General features: G+C 31.0%; 25 protein-coding genes and 1 other annotated feature (1 of these 26 only partly in view). Of the genes, 10 read left to right on the top strand and 15 right to left on the bottom strand.

What is annotated here, in order from left to right; translation table 11 throughout:
• Positions 1 to 7: 7 nt before the first annotated feature.
• From EYR00_RS05100 to EYR00_RS05090, 3 genes are read right to left on the bottom strand one after another with little or no spacing between them, the layout of a single operon-like run.
• Positions 8 to 1,285 carry a galactokinase gene (locus EYR00_RS05100; RefSeq protein WP_003534468.1) on the bottom strand — a complete coding sequence of 426 codons (1,278 nt, stop codon included), beginning with the start codon at positions 1,283 to 1,285 and terminating at the stop codon, positions 8 to 10.
• Positions 1,285 to 2,295, bottom strand: a complete 1,011-nt coding sequence (locus tag EYR00_RS05095; RefSeq protein WP_003534469.1) for an aldose epimerase family protein — start codon at positions 2,293 to 2,295, stop codon at positions 1,285 to 1,287. The genes EYR00_RS05100 and EYR00_RS05095 overlap by 1 nt, the downstream gene beginning before the upstream one ends.
• Before the next feature lies 1 nt (position 2,296).
• Positions 2,297 to 3,793: a UDP-glucose--hexose-1-phosphate uridylyltransferase gene (locus EYR00_RS05090; protein ID WP_003534470.1), complete on the bottom strand. Its 1,497-nt coding sequence runs from the start codon at positions 3,791 to 3,793 to the stop codon at positions 2,297 to 2,299.
• A gap of 159 nt (positions 3,794 to 3,952) precedes the next feature.
• On the opposite strand from EYR00_RS05090, the gene galE reads away from it, so the two are divergent.
• From galE to EYR00_RS05065, 5 genes are all read left to right on the top strand, one after another.
• The gene (gene galE, locus EYR00_RS05085) at positions 3,953 to 4,927 is read left to right on the top strand and encodes a UDP-glucose 4-epimerase GalE (protein ID WP_003534471.1); all 975 of its coding nucleotides are present in this window, start codon (positions 3,953 to 3,955) and stop codon (positions 4,925 to 4,927) included.
• A 33-nt stretch (positions 4,928 to 4,960) separates the two neighbouring features.
• Positions 4,961 to 5,959 carry a LacI family DNA-binding transcriptional regulator gene (locus EYR00_RS05080; RefSeq protein WP_003534472.1) on the top strand — a complete coding sequence of 333 codons (999 nt, stop codon included), beginning with the start codon at positions 4,961 to 4,963 and terminating at the stop codon, positions 5,957 to 5,959.
• Between the two features lie 203 nt (positions 5,960 to 6,162).
• Positions 6,163 to 6,594, top strand: a complete 432-nt coding sequence (locus tag EYR00_RS05075) for a Dps family protein (protein ID WP_003534473.1) — start codon at positions 6,163 to 6,165, stop codon at positions 6,592 to 6,594.
• Between the two features lie 20 nt (positions 6,595 to 6,614).
• Positions 6,615 to 7,178, top strand: coding sequence for an alkyl hydroperoxide reductase subunit C (gene ahpC / locus EYR00_RS05070; RefSeq protein WP_003534474.1), 564 nt, complete (start codon positions 6,615 to 6,617; stop codon positions 7,176 to 7,178).
• A gap of 1 nt (position 7,179) precedes the next feature.
• Complete coding sequence (locus EYR00_RS05065; protein ID WP_003534475.1) at positions 7,180 to 8,787, top strand: FAD-dependent oxidoreductase; 1,608 nt, start codon at positions 7,180 to 7,182, stop codon at positions 8,785 to 8,787.
• A gap of 17 nt (positions 8,788 to 8,804) precedes the next feature.
• On the opposite strand, the gene EYR00_RS05060 is transcribed toward EYR00_RS05065, so the two are convergent.
• On the bottom strand, positions 8,805 to 10,802 hold the full coding sequence (locus tag EYR00_RS05060; RefSeq protein WP_003534476.1) for a penicillin-binding transpeptidase domain-containing protein: 1,998 nt from the start codon (positions 10,800 to 10,802) through the stop codon (positions 8,805 to 8,807).
• Positions 10,803 to 10,984: 182 nt separating this feature from the next.
• Between EYR00_RS05060 and EYR00_RS05055 the strand changes: the two genes are divergently transcribed.
• Positions 10,985 to 11,956: a D-2-hydroxyacid dehydrogenase gene (locus tag EYR00_RS05055; protein ID WP_003534477.1), complete on the top strand. Its 972-nt coding sequence runs from the start codon at positions 10,985 to 10,987 to the stop codon at positions 11,954 to 11,956.
• Positions 11,957 to 12,203: 247 nt separating this feature from the next.
• Here EYR00_RS05055 and EYR00_RS05050 read toward each other — a convergent pair whose 3' ends face one another.
• The 5 genes from EYR00_RS05050 to EYR00_RS05035 all read right to left on the bottom strand — a co-directional run bounded on the left by EYR00_RS05050 (position 12,204) and on the right by EYR00_RS05035 (position 14,441).
• Positions 12,204 to 12,377, bottom strand: coding sequence for an IS3 family transposase (locus tag EYR00_RS05050; protein WP_008792760.1), 174 nt, complete (start codon positions 12,375 to 12,377; stop codon positions 12,204 to 12,206).
• Between the two features lie 178 nt (positions 12,378 to 12,555).
• Complete coding sequence (locus tag EYR00_RS05045) at positions 12,556 to 12,843, bottom strand: helix-turn-helix domain-containing protein (protein ID WP_117792036.1); 288 nt, start codon at positions 12,841 to 12,843, stop codon at positions 12,556 to 12,558.
• 161 nt (positions 12,844 to 13,004) lie between these two features.
• Positions 13,005 to 13,208, bottom strand: a complete 204-nt coding sequence (locus tag EYR00_RS16045) for a transposase (RefSeq protein ID WP_418902987.1) — start codon at positions 13,206 to 13,208, stop codon at positions 13,005 to 13,007.
• A 91-nt stretch (positions 13,209 to 13,299) separates the two neighbouring features.
• Positions 13,300 to 14,220, bottom strand: coding sequence for a DUF1848 domain-containing protein (locus tag EYR00_RS05040; protein ID WP_003534481.1), 921 nt, complete (start codon positions 14,218 to 14,220; stop codon positions 13,300 to 13,302).
• A gap of 2 nt (positions 14,221 to 14,222) precedes the next feature.
• Positions 14,223 to 14,441, bottom strand: a complete 219-nt coding sequence (locus EYR00_RS05035) for a hypothetical protein (protein ID WP_003534482.1) — start codon at positions 14,439 to 14,441, stop codon at positions 14,223 to 14,225.
• A gap of 110 nt (positions 14,442 to 14,551) precedes the next feature.
• Here EYR00_RS05035 and EYR00_RS05030 point away from each other — a divergent pair, with 110 nt between their 5' ends.
• From EYR00_RS05030 to EYR00_RS05020, 3 genes are read left to right on the top strand one after another with little or no spacing between them, the layout of a single operon-like run.
• Entirely contained in the window at positions 14,552 to 15,301 is a 750-nt protein-coding gene (locus tag EYR00_RS05030) for a threonine/serine exporter family protein (protein WP_003534483.1), read from the top strand.
• 1 nt (position 15,302) lies between these two features.
• On the top strand, positions 15,303 to 15,758 hold the full coding sequence (locus EYR00_RS05025; RefSeq protein WP_003534484.1) for a threonine/serine exporter family protein: 456 nt from the start codon (positions 15,303 to 15,305) through the stop codon (positions 15,756 to 15,758).
• On the top strand, positions 15,755 to 16,891 hold the full coding sequence (locus tag EYR00_RS05020) for a nucleotidyltransferase (RefSeq protein WP_003534485.1): 1,137 nt from the start codon (positions 15,755 to 15,757) through the stop codon (positions 16,889 to 16,891). The genes EYR00_RS05025 and EYR00_RS05020 overlap by 4 nt, the downstream gene beginning before the upstream one ends.
• 66 nt (positions 16,892 to 16,957) lie before the next feature.
• Here EYR00_RS05020 and EYR00_RS05015 read toward each other — a convergent pair whose 3' ends face one another.
• Genes EYR00_RS05015 through EYR00_RS15795 form a run of 3 tightly spaced genes read right to left on the bottom strand, consistent with a single transcriptional unit; the run spans position 16,958 to position 19,127 of the window.
• The gene (locus tag EYR00_RS05015; protein WP_003534486.1) at positions 16,958 to 18,526 is read right to left on the bottom strand and encodes a MutS-related protein; all 1,569 of its coding nucleotides are present in this window, start codon (positions 18,524 to 18,526) and stop codon (positions 16,958 to 16,960) included.
• On the bottom strand, positions 18,523 to 18,915 hold the full coding sequence (locus tag EYR00_RS15800) for a hypothetical protein (RefSeq protein WP_259394514.1): 393 nt from the start codon (positions 18,913 to 18,915) through the stop codon (positions 18,523 to 18,525). Before EYR00_RS15800 ends, EYR00_RS05015 begins: the two co-directional genes overlap by 4 nt.
• On the bottom strand, positions 18,885 to 19,127 hold the full coding sequence (locus EYR00_RS15795) for a MerR family transcriptional regulator (protein WP_259394513.1): 243 nt from the start codon (positions 19,125 to 19,127) through the stop codon (positions 18,885 to 18,887). The genes EYR00_RS15800 and EYR00_RS15795 overlap by 31 nt, the downstream gene beginning before the upstream one ends.
• Positions 19,128 to 19,273: 146 nt before the next feature.
• Here EYR00_RS15795 and EYR00_RS05005 point away from each other — a divergent pair, with 146 nt between their 5' ends.
• Positions 19,274 to 20,893 carry a glycoside hydrolase family 2 protein gene (locus EYR00_RS05005; RefSeq protein WP_003534488.1) on the top strand — a complete coding sequence of 540 codons (1,620 nt, stop codon included), beginning with the start codon at positions 19,274 to 19,276 and terminating at the stop codon, positions 20,891 to 20,893.
• A gap of 8 nt (positions 20,894 to 20,901) precedes the next feature.
• On the opposite strand, the gene EYR00_RS05000 is transcribed toward EYR00_RS05005, so the two are convergent.
• From EYR00_RS05000 to pheS, 3 genes are all read right to left on the bottom strand, one after another.
• Positions 20,902 to 21,159, bottom strand: coding sequence for a heavy-metal-associated domain-containing protein (locus EYR00_RS05000; protein WP_008792765.1), 258 nt, complete (start codon positions 21,157 to 21,159; stop codon positions 20,902 to 20,904).
• Between the two features lie 120 nt (positions 21,160 to 21,279).
• Positions 21,280 to 23,670 (bottom strand): phenylalanine--tRNA ligase subunit beta, encoded by a 2,391-nt coding sequence (gene pheT / locus EYR00_RS04995; RefSeq protein WP_003534490.1) that lies wholly within the window; start codon positions 23,668 to 23,670, stop codon positions 21,280 to 21,282.
• A 4-nt stretch (positions 23,671 to 23,674) separates the two neighbouring features.
• Positions 23,675 to 24,712 (bottom strand): phenylalanine--tRNA ligase subunit alpha, encoded by a 1,038-nt coding sequence (pheS, locus tag EYR00_RS04990; RefSeq protein ID WP_003534492.1) that lies wholly within the window; start codon positions 24,710 to 24,712, stop codon positions 23,675 to 23,677.
• Positions 24,713 to 24,745: 33 nt separating this feature from the next.
• Positions 24,746 to 24,807 (bottom strand) — a binding site (T-box leader); it runs 139 nt beyond the window's last position.

Here is a 24,807-nt window from a genome sequence, read left to right as displayed (position 1 = left end):
CCAACTTTTAAATTACTTTTTTACCGCCATACTTGCGAACTTTTAATACATGACAGCTTCCTTTACCAAAAACTCTTTCAATTTCAGTCTTATAAGCAGTTACAAATTCATCTTTAACAAAAGCTTGAATCGTTCCCGCAAAACCACCACCATGAACCCGACAAACGCCATTTCGGCCAATAATTTTTTCTGACATGGCTAATCCAATTGAAACACTTTGATTCTGAACATCGCAGTTTGCATACACATTTTGCAAGAACTTATAAGAACTATCTCCAGATTCCTTAACAACTTTTTTAAATGTTTCAAAATCACTATTGTTTAAAGCCTTAACTTCTTGATCAACCCGTTTATTTTCTTCAAATAAATGAATTGCTCTTAAAACCGCCCGGTCTTGACAAGCTTTTCTAGCACCTGCTATATCATTAAAGAAATCTTCCTCATCTACTTCACGTAAAAATTCTTTACCAAAATAGTTAGCTACTTTTTTCATTTCCATAGGAATTGCTGCATATTCATCAGTTAAATCAGCATGTGATCCTTTTGTATCAACAATACATAAACTGTGTCCAAATTTAGAAAAATCAACATCTACTTTATTAACAATTGGCTTAGCCACATCATTAAAATCAATATTAATCAAGCTACCTACTGAACTAGCACATTGATCCATTAAACCACAAGGTTTACCAAAGTATACATTTTCAGCATATTGACCAACTTGAGCAATTACAACAGGGTCAATAGTCATATCATTATATAAACCAGAAATAATAGTACCAATAATCGTTTCAAAAGCTGCTGAAGATGATAATCCTGCTCCCATTAATACATCACTAGTAATAAAAGCATTAAAACCACCAACATTATATCCTAATTCTTTTAACCGAGCGCATACCCCACGAATTAAAGCCTCAGATGTTCCTTCTTCAGCCTTTTTTATTTCTAAGTCTTCTAAATTAATTGGCGCAATATCAAAATCATCAGATAATACTTTAATTTTATTGTCAACTCTTCCAACAACAGCGATTGCATCAAGATTAACTGCTGCTGCTAAAACACAACCATGCTGATGATCTGTATGATTTCCTCCTACTTCGCTACGTCCTGGAGCACTGTAAATTTCTACATCGGTATCACCATACAATGATACATATTTATTGATTGCTTTAACATATCGCTCACGTTGATAATCTAAAAGATTTGTATCTACATAAATATCATTTAATAACTCATCATACTTTTTATTATTTAATTCTTCTACTAAAATTGTTGCTTTAATCATTATTTTATTACCTCAAATTTATATGATGTTATTTCATCATATACTTCACCTTTCTTTAAAATTGTTGTTGGATCCTCTTCAATATTAATTGCATCGGGAAGATTTTGAGTTTCAATACATAATGCGAATCTTCTTGGATATACAATTCCATATTTACCGATACGTCCATCTAAATAATTAGCACTATAAATTTGAGCTCCCGGCAATGATGTACTTACTGTCAATTTACGTCCAGTAGCTTCATGATATAATATAGCTTGGTCTTTATCTTGGTTAAAAATGAACGGATGGTCATAACCGGCACCTAATTTAAGCTGCTCATCATCACTATCAATTACATCACCAATTCTTGTCATTGAATTAAAATCAAATGGAGTATCTTTTACTAGATTAAATTTACCAGTCGGTAATCCATCAGAATCAACACATGCATATTTATCACTATGCACTAACAATTGATGATTATAAATATCTTCTTTAGCCCCCGACAAATTAAAATACGAATGATTAGTAATATTAATAATTGTATCCTTATCACTAGTTGCTTGATAACGTACAATTAAAGTATCTTTATTTAAAGTGTAAATTGCTTTGAATGCTAAATTACCAGGATATCCCTCTTCACCATCTTTTGACAAATAAGTAAACTCAATTGAATCCTCAAGTATTTGATAATCAAATATCTGATATGAAAAACCTTTGACCCCACCATGTAAACAATTAGGACCATTATTAATTGGCAGCGTATAAGTTTCACTGTTTAAAGTAAACTTACCTTTACCGATACGATTAGCTGTTCTCCCAACTAATGCCCCTAAATAAGCGTCTTTAGTCTGATAATCTCTAAAATCATCATACCCTAGCACTACATCATCAATATTTCCATCTTTATCTTTCATTAAAACTTTAACAATCGTACAACCATAGTTTGAAACAACAACTTCTAAATCATCATTTTTCATTTGAATTAGATCAATTTTATCATCAATCTTTTCGATTACCTTTATCATCTTATTCTCCTTTCAAAACTGTTTCCACGAAACTTGTTAAGGCATCAATTCCATAATCATCCATTTTAAAAACACCAGCATCTTCTAATACATTAACAAATTTAATTGCTACTGCTTCCTTCAAGATTTCATCAATATTTGTCTCTGTAAATTCATGTTGCGCTAACAACTGTTGATACCATGAATGGTGTTTATCTAATTCTGGATATTCTTCAATCTTTGCTTTTTTCAATAAACAGTCACTTAATAATTTTAATTCATCTTTTAATCGAGCTGGTAAAATAGCTAACCCCATTACTTCGATCAGACCAATATTTTCTTTTTTAATATGATGTGATTCTTGATGAGGGTGAAAAATTCCATCAGGATATTTTGTACTTGTCCGATTATTTCTTAAGACTAAATCAATTTGATACTTATCACCTTTACGACGAGCAATCGGTGTAATTGTGTTATGCGGAATATCCTCTGTATGCGAGATTATATCTAAAACTGGAGCATTATAATGGCGCCAGTAATCTAACATTTTCACTGATAAAGCGACTAATTCTTCTTTATTCTCTGAAGTTAATCGAACTGTCGATAATGGCCATTTAACCACTTCAATCAATGTACTTGGATATTTATCAGAAATTAGTGTCTTTAAAACTTCTGCACCTTGAATTGGAAATTCATAATTTCCACCTTGATAGTGATCATGACTTAAGATTGATCCACCAACAATTGGTAAATCAGCATTTGATCCAATCATGTAATGAGGAAATATATCTAAAAATGAAAACAGATTCTTAAACGTGTTCTCATTAATCACCATCGGCTTATGTTCCTCATTAAACACAATACAATGCTCATTATAATAAACATATGGTGAATATTGTAAATAATAATTTCCAGTCGCCAATTCAATTGGAATAATTCGATGAGTTTGTCGAGCCGCCCGATTCAAATCGCCACTAAAACCAACGTTTTCTTTACACAATAAACATTTAGGATATCCGCTTGATTTAATCAATTTAGCTTTAGCAATTTCTTTTGGATCTTTTTCCGGCTTTGATAAATTGATAGAAATCTCAATATTTCCATATTTAACATACTTTTTCCAAATAATATTTTTATCCGTACGACTCTTTCTAATATAATTAGAAGCAATTGATAATTTGTAATAATAATCAGTTGCTACTTTAGGACTTACCATATATTTCTGCTTAAATTTTTCATTTACAATATGGGGTCTAGGCATAATACAATTCATTATTTTAGTATCAAATAGATCTCTACTTGTGGTATTATCCTCAATTAATCCTTTTGTTACTGCATGATCCAACATCTTTTCTAAGATAGGTGTCGCTAACGGTAAGTGTTCATTAATCTCTTCATATTCAAAGTCATTTTCATCAAATAAATCTAATAATAGGTTTACTGAATAATCACATTCATCTTTAGTAATCATCTCTTTGTCTAAAGCAAACTGAATTAACCGATTAATTTCATGGTTCATTATAGTAATTCCTCCCTTTTACACAATTATATTGTAGCTCTAACTATAAATATTGTCAATCATTTTTACTAAATTATAAGTAAATATTTACTAATTTATTGACTAATGTTTACTAAAGAATTATAATAGCGTTGTAAAAATAAAAAAGGGGGACTCAAAATGAGTATATTAGTATTAGGTGGTGCTGGCTATATTGGAAGCCATACTGTATATCAATTAATCGAAAATGGAAAAGAGGTAGTTATCGTTGATAACCTTCAAACTGGTTTTAAAGAATTGATTCATCCTAAAGCCAAGTTTTATCAAGGAGATCTACGTGATAAAACATTTTTAAATAATGTTTTTGAACAAGAAAAAATTGATGGTGTAATTCATTTTGCCGCCAATTCATTAGTTGGTGTTAGTATGAAAGAGCCATTAGAATATTATGATAATAATGTTTATGGCATGATTGTTTTACTTGAAGTAATGAAAAATCATAGTGTAAAACATATTGTCTTTTCTTCTACTGCTGCAACTTATGGTGAACCTAAACGTATTCCAATCGAGGAAGACGATGAAACATATCCAACTAATCCATACGGAGAAACTAAATTAGCAATGGAAAAATTGATGAAATGGTGTTCTAGCGCTTATGGAATGAGTTTTGTAGCTTTAAGATATTTTAATGCTTGCGGTGCCCATCCAAATGGTAAAATTGGTGAACTTCATAATCCTGAGACACACTTGATTCCATTAATTTTACAAGTCCCATTAGGAATTAGAGAAAGTATTTATGTATTTGGTGATGATTATGATACTAAAGATGGTACCTGTATTCGTGATTATATTCATGTAATGGATCTTGCCGATGCGCATATCAAGGCTTTAAATTATTTAAAAGCTGGAAATCCAAGCAATATATTTAACTTAGGTAATGGTGAGGGCTATTCAGTTTTAGAAATTATCAACGCTGCCAAAAAAGTTACAAATCTGCCTATTGCAGTTACAAAGGCGGCACGTCGTGCTGGTGATCCTGCAAAATTAGTTGCTAATAATACAAAGGCAAAAGAAATATTAGGTTGGGAACCTAAATATACTGACATAGAAAAAATAATTTCTACCGCTTGGAACTTTTATATTGGCCGAAAATAGGTTATAATATTAAGTACATCAAGGAGGGTAATCATGGCTACAATTAAAGATGTTGCAGAGCTAGCAAATGTTTCCAGTGCCACTGTTTCAAGAATTTTAAACAATGATAAAACATTATCTGTTCCTGAAGAGACAAGGCAGGCGGTATTTAATGCAGCTAAAGAATTAAACTATATAAAGAAAAGAAAGGCAACCAAAAATGAATTCACGATTGGAATTGTTCAATGGTATTCATTGCAACAAGAAATTGATGACCCTTATTATTTACAAATAAGACAAGGTATCGAGAACTTTTGCTTACAAAATAATATAAATGTTATTAGAACTTTTAGAGCCGATCAAAACTATCTAGATGTTTTGAAAGGTGTAGATGGCCTAGTTTGTGTTGGTAAGTTTAATAATAATGAAATTTCTCAATTTAAAAAGATTTCAAATAAAGTTATCTTTCTAGATATGCATAGTCCAAATAGTGATGACAGTACGATCACTTTAGACTTCCACAAAGCGGTTATTGATGCTTTAGATTATTTAAAATCTTTAAATCATCATAAGATCGGTTATTTAGGCGGTAAAGAATATCTTGAAGACAATGTTGTATATCAAGATGCTCGTAAAGAAATATTTATTGATTATTGTAACAAAAATAAGATTATTTACAAAAAATATTTACTTGAAGGTGAATTTACAACTGAATCTGGTTATTCCATGATGATGGATCTGATCAATCAAAAAGATTTACCATCAGCGATTTTTTGTGCCAGCGATCCAATCGCAATTGGGGCTCTTAGAGCTCTTCAAGAACATAATCTCAGTGTTCCAAGAGATATTTCACTAGTTGGTTTTGATGATATTAAGGCAGCCAGCTTCACTAATCCACCACTGACAACAATTTATGCTCCAGCATCACTTATGGGGGAATATGGAGCAAGTATGGTATATAATATTTTAAGCAAATATAATTCTCCTACTCCAATGAGAATAACACTCCCATGTACTTTAATTGAACGAGAGTCTTGTAAAAAAGTAGATTAAATCTACTTTTTTTATTTATTAATTTATTCTCTCTAAATAATACAATAAAATACTAATTTGGCATAAATAAAAAATAAAGGTGCATAATATTTGTATCCATCATCATTCCATGTTAAGATTTATACAGTTAGCAAGAGCTAACCTAAATAACTATAAATCTTTGTCGACAAAAGGTAATAAAAATAGTAAAGGAGTGAAACACAATGGATAAACAATTAAATAAACTATTAGCAGATTTAGTAGTTGAATACCACAAATTACAAAGTTATCACTGGTATATTAAAGGAAAAGATTTCTTTACTGTCCATGCAAAATTAGAAGAACTATATAACGGAGTTAATAAAGCCATTGATGAAGTTGCGGAAGCTATCTTGATGACTGGTTTTAAACCAGCAGCATCAATGCAAGAATTCTTAGATATTTCTGCAATTGAAGAAGTCAAAGGTGAACATATTGCATCAAAAGATATCTATAAAGTAGTTCTAAATGATTTTAATTATTTATTAGATAGGATTAAATCATTAAAAAATAATGCAGATAATGAAAATAATTATTTAATTTCATCTTTAATGGATGATTATATTAAAGAATTCACAAAATCTATTTGGATGATAAGCCAAGTAGTTGAAAATTAATAAAAAAAAGGAGAAAAACAATGTCATTAATCGGAAAAGAAATAACAGAATTTGAGGCTCAAGCCTTTCATGAAAATGAATTTAAAACAATCAAAAAAGAAGATTTATTAGGAAAATGGAATGTCTTATTCTTCTATCCTGCAGATTTTACATTTGTCTGCCCAACTGAATTAGAGGATTTGGCAAATAAATACGAAGAATTTAAAAATATAAATTGTGAAATTTATTCAGTATCATGTGATACTCATTTCGTTCATAAAGCTTGGCACGATACATCTAAAACAATTAAGAAAATCAATTATCCAATGTTAGCTGATCCTACTGCTAAATTAGCAAAAGATCTAGATGTATATATTGAAGCTGATGGTTTAGCAGAACGTGGAAGTTTCATCATTAATCCAGAAGGAAAAGTTGTTATGTATGAAGTAATCGCTGGAAACGTTGGACGTAATGCCGATGAATTATTTAGACGTGTTCAAGCTTCACAATTTGTTTATGAGCACGGTGATGAAGTATGTCCAGCAAAATGGAAACCAGGAGAAGAAACATTAAAACCATCACTAGATCTAGTAGGATTAATCTAAAATGTCTAATCTTTATGATGCTATTATCGTTGGCGGTGGTCCTGCTGGACTGTCCGCTGCGATATATCTAGCTAGAGCTAAATTTTCAGTTCTTGTAATTGAAAAAGAAAAAATCGGTGGTCAAATAACAATTACTTCTGAAGTTGTTAATTATCCTGGAATTTTACAAACTAGCGGTCAAGAGCTAACAGAAGCAATGCGACAACAGGCACAAAATTTTGGTGCAGAATTCCTACTTGCAACGGTTAAAGGGATCAATTTGAAAGAACCAGTAAAAAAAATCATCACTGATAAAGGTGAATTTTCAAGTATTGGGATTGTTTTAGCAACAGGTTCTCATCCACGTAAACTAGGTTTTCCAGGCGAAAAAGAATTTCAAGGTCATGGTGTAGCCTATTGTGCTACTTGTGATGGTGAGTTCTTTACCGGTAAAGATATTTTTGTCATTGGCGGTGGCTTTGCTGCTGCAGAAGAAGCCGTGTTTTTAACCAAATATGCTCGTAAAGTTACAATCATTGTCCGTGAGGAAGATTTCACTTGTGCTAAACAAGTTAGCGATAAAGCTAAAAATCATCCAAATATCGAAGTTCATTATAACACGGAAATAATTGAGGCTAAAGGTAATCACCAGTTAGAACAAGCAACGTTTAAAAACAACGCAACTGGTGAAACTTGGTCATATCATGCCGAAGCAAATAACACATTTGGAATCTTTGTATTTGCAGGTTATGAGCCAGCAACTGAAATATTCAAAAATCAAGTTGAATTAAATAACTATGGAAACTTAATTGTCGATCAAAATCAAAAAACTAATCTTGATGGTGTTTATGGAGCTGGTGACGTTTGTGTCAAAGAATTACGTCAGGTTGTCACTGCAGTCAGTGATGGCGCTACTGCTGCGACCTCATTAGAAAAGTATATCCCTAATATTGTTACTGCTTTAAAACTTTCCCCCAAGAAAATAAAGATTAAAGAAGCAGTACAAACAAGCAAAGAAACAAGTGAAAATGATGATAGTTTTATTACCCCCAAACTAAAACAACAGTTGGCTCCAATTTTTGCTAAATTAGAAAAACAATTAATAATTAAATGCTCCCTCGATCATAGTAAACTTGCTGGTGAAATCAAATCATTTATTGAAGAATTTACTACTCTCAGTGACAAACTTTCCTATCAGTTCGAAGAATCAAACTCTTCACCAGCAATGCGTTTCTATGATGAAAATAATAATTATTTAAATATTAGTTATCATGCTGTTCCTGGTGGTCATGAATTTAATTCCTTTGTAATTGCAATCTATAATGCAGTTGGTCCTAAACAACCGCTTGATACGCAAATCATCAATGAAATTAAACAAATTAACAAACCAACCAACATTAAGGTAGTTGTCTCCCTTTCTTGTACTATGTGCCCAGATGTAGTAATGGCAAGCCAAAGAATTGCAATTGAAAATAATAATGTTGATGCCCATGTATTTGATTTGGCACATTTCCCCGAACTTAAAGAACAATATCAAATTATGTCAGTTCCTTGTATGATCATAAATGATCAAGATGTGTATTTTGGTAAAAAAGATATCCAGCAAGTTATTGAAATTATAAAAAAGTAAGCTTACGCTTACTTTTTTTAACGATATAAATAACTACCTAACGGTGCTTTCATATGGTCTACTACATAACCGCTTCCTCCACGATTTTTTACATCTTCAACCATCGTTGTGATTAAAACCGGATTATCACTATTTGTTGTCATTACTGTAAACCAGCCAATCTCACTACCACTTGTATCATTTTGTGAAGATTTTAATTCTGCTGTCCCAGTCTTACCGGCTAATTCGATATCTTGATGATAAATCGAATGCCCAGTTCCATTACTATCACTGATCACTCCTACTAAAGCCTCTTTGATTCTCTTAACTGTATCTTTGCTAAAAACATCTTTGATCCATGCATCATTAGGTTTTTCATCAATAACTAAATAAGGCTGAGCAATCGTCCCCTCATTAACAAACGCTCCATATATTGATGCTAACTGTACAGGGTTTAATAATAATTGACCTTGCCCGTAGCCACTGTCAGCTAATTGTTGATCATCAAATTTACTATCTTTATTTTGATATTGAGAAGCATTTAAAGATAATTCAAAAGGTATTTTTGATCCAATCTTTAATTTCTCATATCCCTCAATCAACTTTTCCTTTCCTATTTCACTAGCAGCTCGAGCAAAATAAACATTATCAGAATAGATAATTGCATTATTCAAATTATTAGGCTTTGGAGCATGAAGTGTTGTTACATAATAATTACCCCAACTAGAATCTTTCTGCCACTTATCCTTAGCTCCAAAATCTTCATCTGGATCTATCTTATTACTTTCTAAACCAATTGCTGCAGTAATTGGCTTCATACTAGAGCCAGGAATATATGTCCCTCTAAAACGATTTGTTAAAGGTTTATTAGCATCATCATTTAATGCTTGCCATTCAGCACTACTAAAACCAAAAATAAAATCATTACTTGAAAACGACGGTGTTGATACTAAGGCTAAAATCTCACCTGTCTTTGGATTCATAGCTACCGAAGCACTCTTATCATTTTGATATTCTTTATACAAAGATTGTTGCAAATCAGCATCAATCGTTAATTTTATATCTTTACCATTTTCAACTTTTTTAGTAGCTAATGTTTCTACTAATTTATTATTTTTATCAATAATTATAATTTCTTTACCATCAGTTCCTTTTAAATCTGCTTCATAAGCAGCCTCAATTCCACTTCGTCCAATTAAAGAAGTTTCACTATAGCCTTCATTTTTATGTTTCTTCAAATCCTCAGCATTTACTTGCTGCAAATATCCTGTAACATGTGAAGCAGCTTCTCCATAAGGATAATAACGAACACTTACAGTATTTAGCTTAACTCCTTTGATTGTTAATAGTTGTTGAGCTTTAGCTTTTCCTTCTTCATCTTTTGCCATCTCTTTTAACGGTACGAACGAATCATCTTTGATCCATGAAGCACTCATTACTTTTTTTATTTCATCACGACTCATTCCAATTATTTTGCCAATTGCTTCATAATCAGCTTCTCCATTTAGTTTGCCTTGGACTAAACCAACAGAATAAGCCTCCCCTTTAGTTGCAAGTTCTTTACCATTTCGATCCAAAATTTTTCCCCGACTAGCACTATCAGTATTAATTTTTATCTTATAATCTTCTTTTAATCCTTCCAAGATCATCGCTTCATTATAAACAAGCTCCCCATCTTTTACTTCAACTTTATTTTCAGAACTTATTTTTCCTGCCAAAGTATCCATCGTTAAAGTATAATTAACAATCCCATCTTCAACCTCGCCAATTTTAATTTCAATATTTTTAGCTTCAATCCCCTCATAAATATTTTTATATCTAGCCTCAAATACTTTTTGACTCGTTTTAGCAAGTGAGCCCTTTGTTAACATATTATACATTTTTCCATATTCTTTATTTTCTAAATAACCATAATATTCTTTTACATAATCATCAGCACTTTTACCCCGTGAAAAAATAAAAAAAACTGCACCTATAATTAATGCAACTGCCACAACACCAATAATGATTAATTTTCTCCGATCTTTCAATAACATACATTTCCCTCTTTCCTAGCTAATTAGTATTATCTAGATAATATTTTAGCATAATTTTGATAACTAAACAGCATTGTTTATAATTTAATAATTATATCAGCATTCAATAAACAATTCGCAAATACATCATACGTCTTATGTGATAGTGTGCTATAATAAGATTTATATAGGAGGATATTTAGATGAACATATTAGTATTATCAAGATTAAAAACAGATGAAATAAACAAACTAGAAAAAAGTTTTCCGGATTTTTCATTTACATACAGTAAGGAAAAAGAAGTGACCCAAACAATGATTGACAATTGTGATATTTTAGTCGGTAATCCAGGGAAGCATGTGGAACTTAATCGTCCCAATCTTAAAGCAATACTACTGAATAGTGCTGGCAGTGACTATTATATTCAAGAAGGTGTTCTACATGCGGCAACACGTCTTGCCAATGCTAGCGGCAGTTATGGTAAAGCAATCGCTGAACATACTATCGGAATGATGCTAGCATTAAATAAAAATTTTAAAAACTATATTAATAATATGCATGAACATTCGTGGAAAAGCTACCGTGGCGGAAAGGAAATTTATCATAGTACCGTAATCATTGTTGGACTAGGAGATCTAGGTTATGAACTTGCTAAACGTTTAAAAGCTTTTGAGTGCAAAACGATCGGTATAAAAAGGAATGTTTCTCCAATACCTAGGGATATTGATGAATTATATACGATTGATAAACTTGAAGAAATCTTACCCCATGGTGACTTTATCATTTCATGTTTACCTCAATCTACAGAAACCATTAATCTTTTTAACAAAAAACGCCTATTAATGATGAAATCTGATGCATTGTTTGTTAACGTTGGTCGTGGTAGTGCTGTAAATACTCAGGATTTAAAAGAGGTTCTTAAAGCTGGTCATTTGTATGGTGCAGCGCTTGACGTAATTGATCCTGAGCCTTTTAAGACAGACGATGATCTTTGGGATTTTGATAATGTTTTAATTACACCGCATGTTTCTGGAGGATTTGAGTGGGATAGTGTCCGAGAATATTTCACCGAATTGACAATTAGAAATATTAATCATCTAATCAAAAATGAACCTTTAGAAAACGAGGTTGACTTTAATACTGGTTATCGTAAAGTCGTTAAATATAATGATTAAATAATAAGGACTAATTCTCTTGAACCGCCCCTGTCAAGTAGACAGATGAAATAATTAAAATTATTATTGAAGTTGTCTCATCGACAACTTCATTTTTTCTTTATGCAGCTAATATTGTGCTGCTTGTATAGTGTTCTATTTTATATTTTATTATTCTTTTATTTTCAGGTACTGGATATTGATTTGGTGTTTGTAAAGAGAATGCCTCATTTCTAACTTCATATGGTGTCTTAACTCCAAATCTTCTCTAATTTCTTTCATACATGTAATAATGAATCCAATCATCAACAGCTTTGACAAGTTCATCTTTTGTATTGTAATATTTTCCGTAATGATACATCTCACATTTCATGATTCCCCAAAACCCTTCCGTTGGTCCAGTATCTATGCAACAGTGAACCCTTAACATACTTTGTGTCATACCATGTCCCTTAAGCATGTTTATAAACACTGAACTTGTATATTAAAAACCTCTACCACTGTGGAATAAAGGACGTGCATTAGGATTATCTTTAACCGCCTTATCAAATGTGTTAAAGACAAGTATGTTATTATTGTGATCACCAACTTCATAACCGACAACTATTCTATCATAAAGATCAAGAAAGCTTAAGTTCCAGTTGTACCATTTCAAGTTCGTATTCCTTCTGCTTGAGCTGACGTTTTAATAATGTAACTTCATCAACTTTTTCATCATCCTTACGACAGCCACGCTTATCACCTAAACCATCTTCTCCTTTTTCCTTATACTTCTTAACCCAGTTAAAAACATTAGCGTAAGTTGTTTCAAACAGCTTAGCTGTTATCTTATAATCCATATCATGTTCAAGACAGTACTTTATAATTTCAATACGTTCTTCCTTATTGACTTTTCTGCTTTTCACCATATAGATATCTTCTCCTCCAGGAATATAATCTTTTAGTTCTATATGACTATTATACAATTTTACCCAATTTTTTATAGGACTAGATGACGGAATACAATATTTTATTGCCAAATCATCATATGATCCCCCACCGTTGAGATAATCTAATACGACCTATTTTTTTAAATTCTTTGTATAAGATGCATTTGTATTAGAAATATCAAATGCACTTTCACCAAATGCATTATATTTTTTACCCAGTTGCCCACTATATTGCCTGATGTATTTATTTCTTTGGCTAAGGAGATGGTTGATCCTTCACCCTCTAAATATCTTTTGACAATACTTAATTTTAGTTCTTTTAAATATTTATTTTTCTTCCCAATATAAAAACCTCCTGTATCAATGTTTAATTATTTACACTGTCTACTGGGAGGTTATCATATCATCTAATTAAATTAGTCTTTATTTTACTAGTTATATATCTAATTTAATTTGGCGAACTTTATTCGAAGCAACAATTCTTTTATTAACTTTATCATCATATGATAAAGTTCCTAACAACATCGGACTTTCATCATCATGAATTGCCATATTTTTTGCAACTAAATTATGATTACATGCATAACAATAAGAACATCCATGATTACAACAGCTATATGCACCAATATCAATACTCGCTAAACAACTACAATTGGCACGATTAGTATTTGTCTTGATATCCAAGGGATATCCTATCAACGTTTCAATATATCCTCGATCTAAACAACTACCTTTAGCAATTCCATATTCCTCTAAATGATATTTCTCACTACAAGTTTGAATATGAAGTTGATATTTTTGAGCAATTTTTCCAAACCGCTGGGCCAATTCTATTACATCATGATCAGTTAACTCATCAAACTTACCAATAATATTTTTGTAAATATCAAGAAAACTAATAATTACGGTTTCTGTATACGGAAAGAGCAATTGGCACATTTTTTCAAACATTTTATAATGAAATACTTTTGTATAACGTTGATTTAACAGAACTGGATCATAGCGCCAGATCACCCGCTTTTTTCCAAGCATCTTACTTAATTCAATAAACGTCTTCATTATTTCTAGTTTTGGTCTTAATCCCGGTTCAATATCTAAATCATAGGCAGTAATAGTAACCATAAAATAGTAATTGTATCCCATGCTGTCTATTTGGGTCAAATAGGGGACTATTGCTTTGGGATCTTTAGTACAAAAGCAGATGCAATCAACAACTTCTGGAGTAACATCTACGTGTGAGACCTGATGCTCATTATAAGGATTTCGAACTAATATGTATCCCGCTTTTAATCGATTAACAAACCATTTAGGATAAAGTGCACATATATCAGTTCGTCCAGAGACTTGAAGTAACATTATTATTCTCCCTTTATCAATAACAGCCTTATTATTTGGTTATTTGCTGTTTTTTTAACTAAATTTTTCTGTTGTTTCTTTTTAACTTTAATTACAAATCGTTGAAACATTTCTTTAAAATATTTATAAAAACCATTTATGACAATTGCATAAAATTTTACTTTTTCTTCAATAATATAAATGATCAAAGCTGAATTGTTATAATAATATTTTTTAAACACTTTCTCACCTACCTCTTAGCTATTTTATCATAATTTATTACAAATATTAACGATCATGATATATCATTAAACAATTATTCATGGTATACTTTTGATTATCGAGGTGGGTTATGAACGAGCAAAAATTAATTAATTTAATCGGTGAAATTGGGCGGCTTTTATTAAAACATGGGGCTGAAATTTACCGGGTTGAAGAATCATTATTGAGAATGTGTAAAAGTTATGGTTATTTAAATGTTGAAGTATTTGCTTTACCTTCATACTTTACTCTAACGATTGAAATGCATGATAATCATACATATACTTTATCAAAACGGACTCAACAAAATCGTGTTAATTTAGATATGGTCTATGAATTAAATAATCTAGTCCGCTATACTTGTCAAGAATGTCCCGACTATTTTCATTTAAAAAGTAAACTTGAAAAAATAAAAAACACACCAATCAACATGCCCTTAGTATTTCTAGGTTATGGGTTAGGAACTGGGTTTTTTACAACTTTTTTTGGTGGTGGAATCCACGAAACAATTATTGCTGTAGGAATTGGATTTATCTTATATTTCTTTATTTGGTTAATGGAAATATTAGAAATAAATAATCTTGTCAGTACATTGTTATCAAGCATGGTTTTAACTGCCATAGCAATAATTTCTTTAAAATTAGGTTTAATAACCAATTTACAGTCTACTATCATTGGCTGTTTAATGATTTTAACTCCTGGGGTTGCTATTACCAATAGTTTAAGAGATATTATGGGTAGTGATCATATTTCAGGAATGGCACGAATGTTAGAGGCTTTATTAACAGCCACTTTTATTGCAATTGGGGTTGGAACAATGATGATGGTCTTAGGAGGGTAATATGCAAAGTATAATTGAATGTTTTAGTGCTTTCATTGCATGTCTCGGGTTTGCTTTTATTTTTCGTATTCATCAGCATCCACGCTTTGCTATAATCGGGTCAATCGGCGGGGCATTAGGCTGGTTAGTCTATTTGCTTGCTTCAAATTTTAAAAGTGAAATCAGCTGTTATTTTTTAGCAATGGCATTTGTTGCTTTATTTTCTGAGATATCCGCCCGAATCTATAAAGCTCCTGCCACAATTTTTTTAATTATCGGCTGTTTCCCCCTGGTTCCTGGACGTGGAATCTATCAAACAATGCTATACTGTACGCAAGGTAACAGTGAATTATTTTTAGATAGCTTTTTAAATACACTAGCGATTTCTGCTAGTCTTGCTTTAGCAATCTTGATTATTTCAACTATTTTCAAAGTAATCAAAAAATTATCATGTCGTAAAATAAAGGTGAACTCATGAAAGTACTAGGTCTAATTGTCGAATACAATCCTTTTCATCAAGGACATTTATATCATATCAATAAAGCAAAACAACTAATTAAACCAGATGTTACGATCGTAATAATGTCTGGACATTTTGTTCAACGCGGTGAGCCAGCAATTAGTAACAAGTGGACAAGAGCAGGAGTTGCAATTAAAAATGGCATTGACTTAGTAATTGAGCTGCCATTTGTTTATAGTGTTCAAAGTGCTGATTATTTTGCCCAAGGAGCAATTGAATTATTAGCAAAGCTAAAAGTCACTGATATTGTTTTTGGAAGCGAATGTGGAAATATCAATATTTTCAAAGATATTGCCTTCACGATTAAAAATAATCAAAAGAATTATGATAACTTAGTAAAAAAACAGATGAATCAGGGTTTGCGTTATCCAGATGCCTGTAATCAGGCACTATCTATTTTAATGAATAAAACTGTTACTACCCCTAATGACTTATTAGGGCTTGCCTATGTTAAAGAAGTAATTAATCATAATTATCCTATTGAATTACACTGTATTAAAAGAACAAATGATTTCCATAGTTTGGACATCGAATCAATTAGTTCAGCAAGTGCTATCCGTCATGCTTTAAAAAATAAAATTGATATATCAAATCAGTTTTGTAACTATGAAGACTATCAAGAATTTTACTTTTTTGATGACTTTTATCCCTTCCTTCGTTATAAAATTTTAACTACTGATGCGCCAACATTAAAACATTTGCATTTAGTCGACGAAGGAATTGAAAATTTACTTAAAGAAAAAGTAGTTATCACTAATCATATGGATGAATTAATAACAAGCCTTACTTCGAAACGTTATACACGCTCACGAATTCAGCGCATGTTAATTCATATCTTGATGAATAATAGTAAAGAAGATATTGCTGAAGCAATGCAAATCGACTATATTCGAGTATTAAAGATGAATAATGTTGGGCAGGCTTATTTAAACAAAATAAAAAAAAGCTGTGAATATAAATTAGTCACTAATTTTTCCAGTTATCATCATCCCGCACTTGAATTAGAATTTAGAGCAACAAAATTATTATCCTGTTTATCAAAAAATCCAAATCAGCTTATATCATTAGAATATAAAAGTATCCCAAAATAGAAGCCTAAAATGAAATGAACCTCTATTATTTAGAATGTGATGTGTGTCCAAGCAACGAGGTTCACTTCAAAAAACTTCTATTTTATCATTAATTTCCTTTAAAATTTCTTGATCAAAATCTAATGTCTTAACTATCGCGATTGCATTTCCAACAGTACAAACTCCCTTCTTAATAAGGTAATCAAAAATGATTTTATTATCTTTTTTAATATCATTAAAACAATATTTATCTACTTGATCAAAGACTTCTGTTAATTCAATATCATGAGTAGTAATAATCGTCATAGAATTGCATTTAAATAAATATTTCATTAATGCCAGCGCAATAATAATTCGCTCTTTTTCATTTGTCCCCTTTAAAATCTCATCAATTAAGATTAATGATTTTTGCTTATTAGCAAATTCAGTAATTTGCTTTAAACGTTTGATTTCTTTAACATAAAAACTATCTCCATTCATAATATCATCCTTCATATGAATTGATGAGATCAAAGCAAACGGATAATATTTAAATTCCTTTGCAAAACTAATATTTAAGGTTTTTGCTAACAACAAATTGGCACCTAACATTTTCAAAAACGTAGATTTCCCAGAGGCATTGCTACCAGTAACAATCGTATCATTTGATATTACAACAGTATTTTTAATCGGTTTTTCTATCAATAAATGATACCCCTCTACTATCTCAACTCTTTCATCTTTTAATATGATTGGTATACAAGTATCATAAAGACTACGAATAACCTTAATCATAATACATACATCCAACAAACCGATATTCTCATAAAGAACCATGATATCATTTTGTACTTGATCTACTTTCCTACTAAGTTTAACTGCTTGAAATATATCAATAAAGAATAATGATTTCATTAACTCCAAAATATTGAAAATATCAAACTGTTTTATTTTATTAAAATAATATGTTGTTTTTGTCATTTTCTTCAAATGGATAAATGAGTTCATTACTAAAGTCTGATTTGAATCAGGATAAATATTTATTTTTAATAATTTATTGGTAATTTGAAGCATATCATTAATTAATGATATCTGAAGACTAATTTTTCCTGTTTTTTGAGATAATTGGGTATTCATTAAAATGCTCAATAATAACATTATAACAACAGAATAAACATTCTCTATATCAATTATTGCTGCTATTATACTAACCACATCAAGTATCAAAAACAGCCCTGCTAATAAACACGATTTAGCTGAAATATTTAGCAAGCTTCTTTTAATAGATAAGATCGGTACATATGCTTTATTAAGTTTATTCAGCTGATAAATACTCTCTGCTAATTTTTTTTGACAATTCAATTTATCAATAATACTTTCTTGAGTATCTAAATTATTATTTTCTCTAAAAAATAAATTATACAAGTACTCATTTCCTATCTCACTATAAGTAAAATTAATTTTCTTTAAAATTTGCGGCATTTCAAAATCTATAAAAGTTTCTTCGTCAATACTTCGTTCTTTATTATAATGATAATACTCTTTAGTAAAATCCCGATACTGCACACCAACTCCTAAATTATATTGATGGATCAAATATTTCTTCGTAACTAATATTTTTAAGAAACCTAATACTCCTGCAATCAACACGATACTTATAATAATTAACCAAATCATTTATCTTTCCTCTTATATTCTTGCAACTTTTGATACAATTGATAAAAAAATTTACGCGATTGCGGATAATGCAATAAAGCCGTACTACAAATTAAAATAAGTAGATAAATAATAATTATTATTTCCCCAGATATCCTACCTCTTCCACATATGCTTATAGTTGTAAAAAATGTAAAGACAACAATTAGTATTTTTTCAAAATCAACATATATATTTTTATCTTTGATTTCTTCTTTTGATTCACGAATTAATAATTCTCGATATTCTTCTATATTCTCAATAATTTCATTTTGAATAAAATCATTTTTAACTAGATCAAGATATTGAATCTTTTTTTGTAAATCATAATCTCTAATTTTTAATTCACTAAGCTTATTATCAAAAAACAATATTCATTATTAATAATGATATCCTTTATCTCACTCAAAGAGAAATCAAGAGAACGTAAAATTTTAATTTGTTTTAGAGTTTTAATTTCTTCCTCTCCATAAAGACGATATCCATTGCTATTTTTATTGGGTCTAAGTAAACCTTTCTCTTCATATAAATTAATTGCTTTTTTAGTAATTTTTAAATAATCTGAAACTTCACCAATATTCATATTATTCCCCCTACTATCACTAGTATAAACCTATACCTAGGGGAATAGTCAATTGGAATAACAATAATAATTTAATAAATTCTAACTAGAATTGCAATGAAGCCAGTATCCCTGTATCATTAAAGTAAAGAAAGCAGGTGTTAACTATGGAATATCCACGACCTCAATTAAAAAGAAATAGTTTTTTCAGTTTAAATGGAGTTTGGCAATTAAATGATCTCAGTATTAATATTCCCTATCCTCCTCAAGCACCACTATCTAATTATCATGGAATAATAAATGATACATTAGTATACCAAAAGGATTTCATTTTACCTATAGACTTCTATCATGCAAATAACCAGGTTCTCCTCCATTTTGGTGCTGTAGATCAACTTACTAAAGTATATGTAAATAATCGATATATTGGTTCTCACTCAGGAGGATATTTACCTTTTTATTTTGATATATCTTCATCACTTAATGATGGCGTAAATAAATTAGTGGTGAAAGTTACAGACTCCTTATCGCATGATTACCCCTACGGTAAACAAAGTCGTGAAAGCCATGGAATGTGGTATACTCAAGTATCTGGAATTTGGCAGACAGTCTGGGTAGAAGCCGTTTCAAAAAATTGTATTAAAGATCTGTTAATTACCCCCTCATTAACCGGCATTAATTTAAAAGTAAATACTGAGGCCAGTCGATATACTGTTACTATTGAAAATAATGATTTTAAAAAGACTTACACTGCAAAAGATACTGATATCACCATTGATAACCCTCATTATTGGACTCCCGATGATCCTTATTTATATACTTTTTCTATAACCACTGATGATGATTATATTGAAAGTTACTTTGCCTTAAGAACAGTTGAAATAAAAAAACATCAAATACTATTAAATGATACTCCCATTTTTTTGCATGGTATCTTAGATCAAGGATATTATCATGATGGTTTATTTTTACCGGAACATCCTGATTTTTACAAAACTGAGATTATGAATATAAAAAAACTGGGATTCAATCTTATTCGTAAACATATTAAGATCGAGCCAGAGCTATTTTATTATAATTGTGATAAATTAGGCATTCTTGTGATGCAGGATATGGTTAATAATGGTGAATACCGTTTTATCCATGATACCGTCCTTCCAACTTTAGGGTTTATAAATTTTAAAGACACACGTTACAAAAATACCCTACAACAAAATATTTTTAAGCAACATATGATCGACACAATCAGCCATCTATATAATCACCCTAGTATCATTAGTTATACAATTTTTAATGAAGGCTGGGGTCAATTTAATAGTGATGAAATGTATCAAATTTGTAAAGAGTTGGATCCAACAAGATTTTATGATACAACCTCAGGGTGGTTTAGTCAAAAAAATAGCGATGTTGTCAGTCGTCATATTTATTTTCGAAATAAAATCTTGTCAACAAACCTTGAACGTCCTCTATTATTAAGTGAATGTGGTGGCTATACTCGGCCAATCAATAATCATCTTAACAGCAATAAAAAACAATATGGCTATGGTAAAACAAATAGCGAAAAAGAACTAACCGATAAAATCGAAAAAATGTACCAAGAAATGGTTATACCCTCAATTAATAATGGACTTTGCGGTTGTATTTATACTCAAATATCTGATATTGAAAACGAAATCAATGGCCTATATACTTATGATCGGAAGATCTGTAAAGTCAATCAGCAAAGAATGAGCGAACTAGCAAGAAAACTATACTCCTACTATGAAAAGAAATCAGGTTTATCCTGATTTCTTTATTATTTACGGAATGATGCAAAAAAACCTTTTTTTACATATGGAGCTTTTGTAATCGATGTAACTTTATAGCCAGTAGCATCGATAACCGCTTTTAATTTATCCTCATCAAGTTCATCAGCAGTAATGATCTCTGTTCTATCTTTACTATGAGAGGAACTGACTTTCTTCACTGAAAATGCCTTTCTAATAGCATCGTTAATATGGCTTTCACACATTCCACACATCATTCCATCAATTTCTAATGTAATTTTTTGCACTATAACCACCTCTTTAGCTCTATTCTAATCATGGTTCCAATCCTTGTCAAATAATATGAATTACATATTTAAAAAAAAGAAATAAACAAATACGTCTATTTCTTCGCTAATTTATTTTTATTATGCTCTAAGCACTGCTCCAAAATCTTTTTCCACAGCTGCTAAAATTTTCTCCATTGCAGCATTAACTGTTGCTTCTTCTAGAGTTCCTTTTGGATCTTGGAAAAGCAAGTTAATTGCAACTGATTTCTTCCCAGCTTCAATATGCTCACCTGCATAAACATCAAAAATTTTTGTTTCTTTAACTAGCTGTTTGCTCGCTTGAACAATCTTACGACAAATATCAAAAGTAGGAATATCCTGATCCATCACCAAAGCAATATCTCTACTTACAGAAGGGTACATTGGGATTTCAGTAAATTTCACTTTGCTTGTTTTTAAATTTAATAATGTTGTTAGATTCAACTCAACAATGTAAACATCTTTAACATTATATTTCTTTTCCATCAATGGATGAATATTTCCTACGACCCCAACAACTTCTTTACCAATCATAATATACGCTGTTCTACCTGGATGATAATACTTATCATCTTGACTAGCCCGAACTAATTTATAACGAGATTCTTCAATTCCCAAATTTTTAAAGATTGTTTCAACAAACCCTTTTACTAAATAATAATCAGCTTTATATGAAATTTGTTTAAACGGTAAACCATTGTATTCACCACAGCAGGCAATTGCAAGATTTTGTAATTCTACACCTTTAGAATAAGTAGTTGATAATTCAAAAATATTAACATCCTTAATATTATGTGATTGATTATAATTGATTACTTGTAATAACGATCCAATTATAGATTTTCTTGTTACACTTCTTTCTTCACCTAATGGCATTGCTAACTTAACAGACTCATTTGTGTGAAAAATATTAAAGTCATCAACCATTACTGGTGAAGTTAATGAATACGTCAACGTTTCATGTAACCCTTGATCTTTTAATAAGTTTCTAATTAAATGTTTCTTTGCTTGAACATCTGTCCTCTTTCCAACAGTCATCGACATCTCTGGTAATGTTGAAGGAATCTTATCGTACCCATACATCCGTGCTACTTCTTCAATTAAATCTGCAGCTAAAGTAATATCATTACGATAAGTTGGTACTTTCACATTAAATTCTTCACCATCAATAGTATACTCAAATTTTAGTGCACTGAAAATATCTTTGATTTCATCAGTTGTAATTTTAGTTCCAAGTACCCCATTTACTTTTGATGTTGTTACTCGAACAAAACAGTCTTTGATTTTTAGATCAGTTGTTACACTTTGATATACTTCTTTTGCTTCTGCTAATTCAACTAATAAATTAGCACATCTTTCTAAAATCATTAAAGAATTTGCAGTATTTAAAGCACCTTTAATATAATGTTGTGAGGCATCAGTCAATAAGTTTAAACGTCGAGCAGTTTCTCTTAATGTTGCCCCATCAAACGTTGCTGCTTCAATAACAATATTGGTTGTATTCTCATCAATTTTAGTACTATTAGCACCCATAACTCCAGCAATACAACCAATTCCAGCATCAGTGGATACAATAAGGTCAGCTGGTTCAATTTTATATTCCTCACCATCTAACATTACTTCTTTACAATCAAATCCTGTTTTAATAATAAATTCCTTTTTATTTAATTTATCATAATCATACATATGAATTGGTTGTCCTGTTTCTAACATTACAAAATTAGAAATATCAACAATATTATTAATTGGTTTGATTCCACTAGCAATAAGTGCATTTCTTAGCCATTCAGGAGATTCTTTAGTTGTTACTCCCTTAACTAATTTAGCACCAAAAAATGGACATAAATCAGTTTCAACTTTAACGCTGATTCCACTTCCCTCTGCTCCGATAAATGAAACTTCTGGTAAATTAACTTCACGACCTAAAATTGCTGCTACTTCATAAGCTAAAGAAGTCATTGCCATACAATCAGCACGATTTGGAGTCAAACCAATTTCCAAAATCGTATCTTTTAATCCCATATATTCTAATGGCTCGGCTCCAACTGGAGCATCAGTGTCTAAAACATGAATTCCATCTTTATCTTCTGGTTTTAAAAGTCTTTGATCTAAACCGAGTTCAGCAATTGAACAAATCATTCCATTCGACTCAACTCCCCTGATCTTACTCTCTTTAATAACAAAACCATCACCTAAATCACATCCTGGATTGGCTACAATTACTTTTTGTCCAGTTGCCACATTTGGTGCCCCACAAACAATCTGTCTAATTTCACCAGGTCTAACTTCAACTTGGCATACATTTAAATGATCACTGTCTGGATGTGGCATACACTCTTTAACATAACCAATTGTCATGTTATTTCCTCTAGTCAAATCGTGCATTCCTTCAACTTCCAATCCAATTGAAGTAATTTTATCTGCTAATTCTTTAGGATCTTGATCATCAACCTTTACATATCTATTTAATACCTTTAAACTAATATCCATCTTTTTACTCCTTTCTACCAAACTGACTTAAAAATCTAATATCATCATTATAGAAATTGCGGATATTATCAATGCCGTATTTAAGCATTGCAACCCGTTCAATTCCAATTCCAAATGCAAATCCCTGGTATACTTCAGAGTCAAATCCGCACATTTCTAAAACACGTGGGTTAACCATTCCAGCTCCTAAGATTTCTATCCATCCTGTATGTTTACACATTGGACAACCTTTACCACCACAGTTATGACATGAAATATCAACTTCTACTGAAGGCTCAGTAAATGGAAAATACGATGGACGTAAGCGAACCTCACGCTTTTCACCAAAGAACTTGCGTGCAAATACTTCTAAAGTTCCTTTCAAATCAGCCATGGTAATATTTTTATCAACTACTAATCCTTCACACTGCATGAATTGATGTGAATGCGTTGCATCATCATCATCACGGCGATATGTTTTACCTGGACAAATTACTTTGATTGGTCCTTCACCATTTGCAGCTAACATTGTATGTGCTTGAACTGGTGACGTATGAGTCCGCATTAAAGTATTTTCATCAATATAGAATGTATCTTGCATATCACGAGCTGGATGACCTTTTGGTAAATTCATTAATTCAAAGTTGAAATAATCGCTTTCTACCTCAGGACCTTCAGCAATTTGATATCCCATTCCCAAAAACAAATCTTCTAATTCTGCTACAATTGTTGATAAAGGATGCAAAGACCCTTGGTCTAATTTAAAGCTTGGTAAAGTAATATCTATTCTTTCTTCGTTGATTTTATCTAAAATAGCTTGATTTTCCAAAGCTTCTTTTTTATCTTCAACTGCTTTTGATAATTCTTGCTTAACTAGGTTTGAAGTTTGACCAAAAGTTTTTCTTTCTTCAGGTGCCATATCTTTCATCGATTTCATTGCTTCTTGAATCGGACCTTTTTTACCTAGATATAAAACGCGAATTTCATTTAATTCTTTTAAAGAAGAACAGTCTGCTAATTTAGCTAATGCTTCTTCTTTGATTTTTAATAATTCATTTTCCATGTTTTCCCTCCTATAATATAAAAAATCGTTCCATATAGGAACGATTTATCTCGCGGTACCATCCTAATTCATGATCTATAATCATGCACTTAATT

Source organism: Thomasclavelia ramosa DSM 1402 (genome assembly GCF_014131695.1).
In the GTDB taxonomy this organism is placed as follows: Bacteria; Bacillota_I; Bacilli_A; order Erysipelotrichales; family Coprobacillaceae; genus Thomasclavelia; species Thomasclavelia ramosa.
The sequence above is the reverse complement of the archived record's forward strand: the minus strand, read 5'-3'. Positions and strand labels throughout refer to the sequence as shown.

Coding starts and splice junctions, on each gene's coding strand:
- EYR00_RS05040 (WP_003534481.1), bottom strand. CDS start 14,220: ATGTTACTTCAAGTCTCTGGACGAACTGATATATGTGCACTTTATCCT.
- EYR00_RS05055 (WP_003534477.1), top strand. CDS start 10,985: ATGAACATATTAGTATTATCAAGATTAAAAACAGATGAAATAAACAAA.
- EYR00_RS05030 (WP_003534483.1), top strand. CDS start 14,552: ATGAACGAGCAAAAATTAATTAATTTAATCGGTGAAATTGGGCGGCTT.
- EYR00_RS05080 (WP_003534472.1), top strand. CDS start 4,961: ATGGCTACAATTAAAGATGTTGCAGAGCTAGCAAATGTTTCCAGTGCC.
- EYR00_RS05005 (WP_003534488.1), top strand. CDS start 19,274: ATGGAATATCCACGACCTCAATTAAAAAGAAATAGTTTTTTCAGTTTA.
- EYR00_RS05025 (WP_003534484.1), top strand. CDS start 15,303: ATGCAAAGTATAATTGAATGTTTTAGTGCTTTCATTGCATGTCTCGGG.
- EYR00_RS05060 (WP_003534476.1), bottom strand. CDS start 10,802: ATGTTATTGAAAGATCGGAGAAAATTAATCATTATTGGTGTTGTGGCA.
- EYR00_RS15795 (WP_259394513.1), bottom strand. CDS start 19,127: ATGAATATTGGTGAAGTTTCAGATTATTTAAAAATTACTAAAAAAGCA.
- pheT (WP_003534490.1), bottom strand. CDS start 23,670: ATGGATATTAGTTTAAAGGTATTAAATAGATATGTAAAGGTTGATGAT.
- EYR00_RS05090 (WP_003534470.1), bottom strand. CDS start 3,793: ATGAACCATGAAATTAATCGGTTAATTCAGTTTGCTTTAGACAAAGAG.
- galE (WP_003534471.1), top strand. CDS start 3,953: ATGAGTATATTAGTATTAGGTGGTGCTGGCTATATTGGAAGCCATACT.
- EYR00_RS05045 (WP_117792036.1), bottom strand. CDS start 12,843: ATGGTGAAAAGCAGAAAAGTCAATAAGGAAGAACGTATTGAAATTATA.
- EYR00_RS05065 (WP_003534475.1), top strand. CDS start 7,180: ATGTCTAATCTTTATGATGCTATTATCGTTGGCGGTGGTCCTGCTGGA.
- ahpC (WP_003534474.1), top strand. CDS start 6,615: ATGTCATTAATCGGAAAAGAAATAACAGAATTTGAGGCTCAAGCCTTT.
- EYR00_RS05020 (WP_003534485.1), top strand. CDS start 15,755: ATGAAAGTACTAGGTCTAATTGTCGAATACAATCCTTTTCATCAAGGA.
- EYR00_RS05095 (WP_003534469.1), bottom strand. CDS start 2,295: ATGATAAAGGTAATCGAAAAGATTGATGATAAAATTGATCTAATTCAA.
- EYR00_RS05075 (WP_003534473.1), top strand. CDS start 6,163: ATGGATAAACAATTAAATAAACTATTAGCAGATTTAGTAGTTGAATAC.
- EYR00_RS05100 (WP_003534468.1), bottom strand. CDS start 1,285: ATGATTAAAGCAACAATTTTAGTAGAAGAATTAAATAATAAAAAGTAT.
- EYR00_RS05050 (WP_008792760.1), bottom strand. CDS start 12,377: ATGACACAAAGTATGTTAAGGGTTCACTGTTGCATAGATACTGGACCA.
- pheS (WP_003534492.1), bottom strand. CDS start 24,712: ATGGAAAATGAATTATTAAAAATCAAAGAAGAAGCATTAGCTAAATTA.
- EYR00_RS05015 (WP_003534486.1), bottom strand. CDS start 18,526: ATGATTTGGTTAATTATTATAAGTATCGTGTTGATTGCAGGAGTATTA.